Annotated in this window: 3 protein-coding genes; all 3 read left to right on the top strand. The window is 69.5% G+C overall.

Going from position 1 to position 2,814, the window contains the following annotated elements; genetic code table 11:
* The first annotated feature begins 354 nt into the window (after positions 1 to 354).
* Positions 355 to 1,407, top strand: coding sequence for a sensor histidine kinase (locus tag AB0442_RS42095; RefSeq protein WP_366168792.1), 1,053 nt, complete (start codon positions 355 to 357; stop codon positions 1,405 to 1,407).
* An 83-nt stretch (positions 1,408 to 1,490) separates the two neighbouring features.
* Positions 1,491 to 2,153, top strand: a complete 663-nt coding sequence (locus AB0442_RS42100) for a response regulator transcription factor (RefSeq protein WP_366168793.1) — start codon at positions 1,491 to 1,493, stop codon at positions 2,151 to 2,153.
* 403 nt (positions 2,154 to 2,556) lie between these two features.
* Positions 2,557 to 2,742, top strand: coding sequence for a hypothetical protein (locus tag AB0442_RS42105; protein WP_366168794.1), 186 nt, complete (start codon positions 2,557 to 2,559; stop codon positions 2,740 to 2,742).
* Positions 2,743 to 2,814 lie beyond the last annotated feature (72 nt).

Genomic DNA, 2,814 nt, shown 5'->3' on the forward strand with positions numbered 1-2,814 from the left:
GCGACAACACCCCACGAGCCCACTCCGACCTCATGGCTCATGATCATCCACGACGCCCCCCACACTCCCCGTCTATCGCGCACCAAGTTGTTAGCCCATGAGCGTAAGTCCCCAGGCCGATGCCGCGCGGGCGGTGGCCGGTTAGTCTCGCGGCGTGAACCTCGAAACGATCACTCCGTTGCCTGCGCGCGTTGCGCGCCGAGGCCTTGTTCCCGAGAGGGCACACCGCCGATGACGAGAACGAAGGCCGTGGCCTTGGCGGGGGGTGCCTCCTACCTCCTTATGGTGGGTCTGCTGGTGGGGGGCGCGACGCGGGCGTCGGGCACGGTCCACGCTGTCGGGTCACTGCTGGCCGTGAGCCTGCTCGTCGGCGTGGTGCGGCGGATGCCGCAGCTGGCTCTGGCCATGGCACTCTTCGGATCCACGGCTGTGGTGGTGGGCACTCCGAGCTCCATCCACCAGGATCTGGCGGCGTCGTATCAGGGCCAGTTCCTGTCGTATCTGGCGGTGGACCTCGTCCTGGGCTTCATCGTCGCCACCTGCGCACGGCGCGCTTCGATCGTCGCCGTGGCCATGTCTGTCGCCGTGCAACTCCTGGTGATCGGCGGCTTCGCGCACGGGGACAACCTGACCATCAACGGGGTGATCGCCCTCCTGGCGATGGCCGCATCCTGTATGGCTGGTCTGCTGAGCCGCGAGCGCCGCGAGCACGCCGTGGTGTTGCGTGCACAGGAGGTGGCCGAGGCCGTGACCGCCGAACGGCTGCGAATCGCACGGGAACTGCACGACATGGTCGCGCACAGCATCGGCATCATCGCCATCCAGGCCGGTGTGGGCAGCCGGGTCGTCCAGACCCAGCCGGCACAGGCGCGCGAAGCCCTGCGCGCCATCGAGACCATCAGCAGAGAGACCCTGTCGGGCCTTCGGCGCACACTGGTGTCGCTCCGTCAGGCCGATCGGGACGCGACAGCTTCGGAGCAGTCACCGCTCGCACCCTCGCTGGGGCTGGCGGACGTCGAACGGCTGGCTGCAGCGACCGCGGATGCGGGGGTATGCGTCGACGTGCGCCGCAGCGGGGAGCAGCGTCCTGTGCCGGCCGACATCGATCTGTCCGCCTACCGGATCGTGCAGGAGGCGCTGACCAACGTGGTCCGGCACGCGGGCACCGGGCGCTGCCGGGTGGCTATCGACTACGGGGACGAGGAGCTGTCCGTGGAGGTCGTCGACGACGGGCGCGGCACCACCGGGAACGGCTCGGCCCACGGCTTCGGCATTATCGGGATGCGGGAGCGGGTCGGCTTGCTGCACGGCCACCTCAGCGCCGGGCCGCGCCCTGAGGGCGGCTTCCGGGTGGTGGCCAAGCTGCCCCTGCCCGCACCCCTCGGAGTTCCGGTGGACACCCGATGACCACCGTGGGCCGTCACCCCGGCTCTCTCCGGCACCTAACCATGGGCACCTTCTCAGGGCCCGCAGAGAGAAGGGTCCATCAAGTGACCGTTCGCGTTGTGCTCGCCGACGACCAGCCCTTGGTGCGGTCCGGTCTACGCGTGCTCATGGCCGATCACAGCGAACTGGAGGTCGTCGGTGAAGCCGGCACCGGCGCCGAGGCCGTTCAACTTGTCAGGGATACGAGCCCCGACGTCGTGGTCATGGACATCCGGATGCCCGGCATGGACGGGATCGAGGCCACCCGCCAGATCACGGCCGGTCCGGCATCCACACGCGTCCTCGTCCTGACCACCTTCGACGAGGACGACCACGTCTACGGCGCGCTCCGGGCCGGCGCGAGCGGCTTTGTGGTCAAGGACATGGCGCTGGACGACATCCTCGCGGCGATCCGCGTGGTCGCTGCCGGCGACGCTCTGATCGCGCCGGGTGTGACACGCCGTCTGATCGCGGACTTCATCGGGCACCCCGCGGCTGTCCCGGCTCGCTTCCCACGGCCGGTCGAGGGCATCACCGAGCGGGAACGGGAAGTGCTGACCCTGGTCGGACGCGGCCGTTCGAACACCGAGATCGCCGAGGACCTCTTCATCACGGTGGCCACCGCCAAGTCGCACGTGTCACGGCTGCTCACCAAACTGAGCGCCCGGGACCGGGTCCAGCTCGTCATCACGGCCTATGAGATGGGGCTCGTCACCTTGTCTCGCTGAAGCGTGCGGGTCATGCCGCTGGGATCTGCTCGTCCTCCAACACGCTGGAGTCGACGTCGAGGTGGAGGTCGTAGCCCCTCAGTCGCGGAGCGGCTGGGCTCGGCTGGGTACGCTGGTTGGCGGTCCGACTCCCTGGCTGCTGATGCTGGACTCCGGTGGCCGGGGCTGTTGGCCACTGGACCGGGTGCCGGGCTGCTCGGCAGCGGGCCGCGCGGACGGGGCAGGGCGTTGGCGTGCCGAGAGCAGGGCGCCGGATCCGAACCTTGCGTCGTCCCTGCGGGGGAGCTGGTCATGCCGGAGGATGCTGGCCGGCCCGTGCTACTGGTGGGGGCGGGAGAGGTCCTCGGAGACGATGGCGGCGATCCGCACGGTCGGCGGCCAAAGTGGTGCGGGGGGAGTAGGCATGGACCGCGTTGACGGCAGGTCGGCCGGTGCCCGGGTCGCCCTCGATGTGGGCGGAGTACAGCTCGATCTGCTGCCGGTCCTCGGTGATCGTCCGGATCAGCCGGCCCAGGCGGGGTCGGTGTTCGAGCTCGCGGCGCAGACCTTCAAGTGCCTGGTCGGCACTAACGACTTGGTGCGCGATTGAGGGTGGGGCGTGTCGGCCTGGAGGGTTCGGCTGGTGATCTTCAGCGCTCCGCGCAGCGGTCGGAGACCAGGC

It is taken from the genome of Kitasatospora sp. NPDC085895 (assembly GCF_040702125.1).
Taxonomy (GTDB): domain Bacteria; phylum Actinomycetota; class Actinomycetes; order Streptomycetales; family Streptomycetaceae; genus Kitasatospora; species Kitasatospora arboriphila.

Bases quoted from the DNA above. Each gene is read 5' to 3' on its own strand.
- AB0442_RS42105 (WP_366168794.1), top strand. From the start codon at position 2,557: ATGGACCGCGTTGACGGCAGGTCGGCCGGTGCCCGGGTCGCCCTCGAT.